The 702-nt window shown below is 36.2% G+C and carries 1 protein-coding gene; it reads left to right on the top strand.

Translation table 11 applies throughout. The features are described 5' to 3' along the window. Positions 1-686: hypothetical protein (locus O3Q51_18395; GenBank protein ID MCZ4410793.1), on the top strand; the 686-nt coding region annotated here is incomplete at its 5' end. Between the last annotated feature and the right edge of the window lie 16 nt (positions 687-702).

Genomic DNA, 702 nt, shown 5'->3' with positions numbered 1-702 from the left:
TGAGCGTTGGCAAGCATTATAAAATGAAAAGAGCAATTCTAGTAACGGCGCTTCTAATTGTGAATCTCACATTGCTTGGTCAGATTGATGAAACCTATTTTCTACTTGGAGCCCAGCGCGATTATTTGGGCAGAACTTTTTTTAAGAATCACCCAACGCTATCAGACTTAGTATTGCAAATCCATGAGGATAACTCTGGAGAAATAAAAAGAATTGAAGAGATCACTGGTCTCAAGTTTTACCGCAACGAACCTCAAAACGAGTGTATAAATTGCAAAGAATTCTTTGAACTTCGCTCGGCTCAAATTCTAAAGAAACTTTCTTCTTTTTATTCCATTAAGCGTTGGAGCGTAGATGATTTAGGTAATAGGCTGGATAAAGGAAGGATCAAGTGTAAAAAAATCCTGTCATCGACTAAGAATCAAAAGATGTCGTTTTTGGCTGGTCAATTCTTGATTTCGGGTTCAATCGCTGATAATTCTTATAAGATCAGTTTGTCAAATTCACCCATTAGATTTGAATGCCTCTGCGAAATCTTGAAAGAACTCGACTGTTCGATTATCACAAAAGAATTTCATTACCGAATTCCGAATGTTCATAATGTGTTCTTCTTACCTTCAGATGGAGTCAAAGAATTACTAGACAATGAAATAGAAAAAAGAAATACGCTTGCCATCAAAACCTAAACTGCATTAAAACGCA

Source organism: Cryomorphaceae bacterium 1068 (assembly GCA_027214385.1).
GTDB lineage: Bacteria > Bacteroidota > Bacteroidia > Flavobacteriales_D > Cryomorphaceae > JAKVAV01.
Note: the sequence above shows the minus strand (reverse complement) of the source record. Positions and strands in the feature narration are given on the sequence as shown.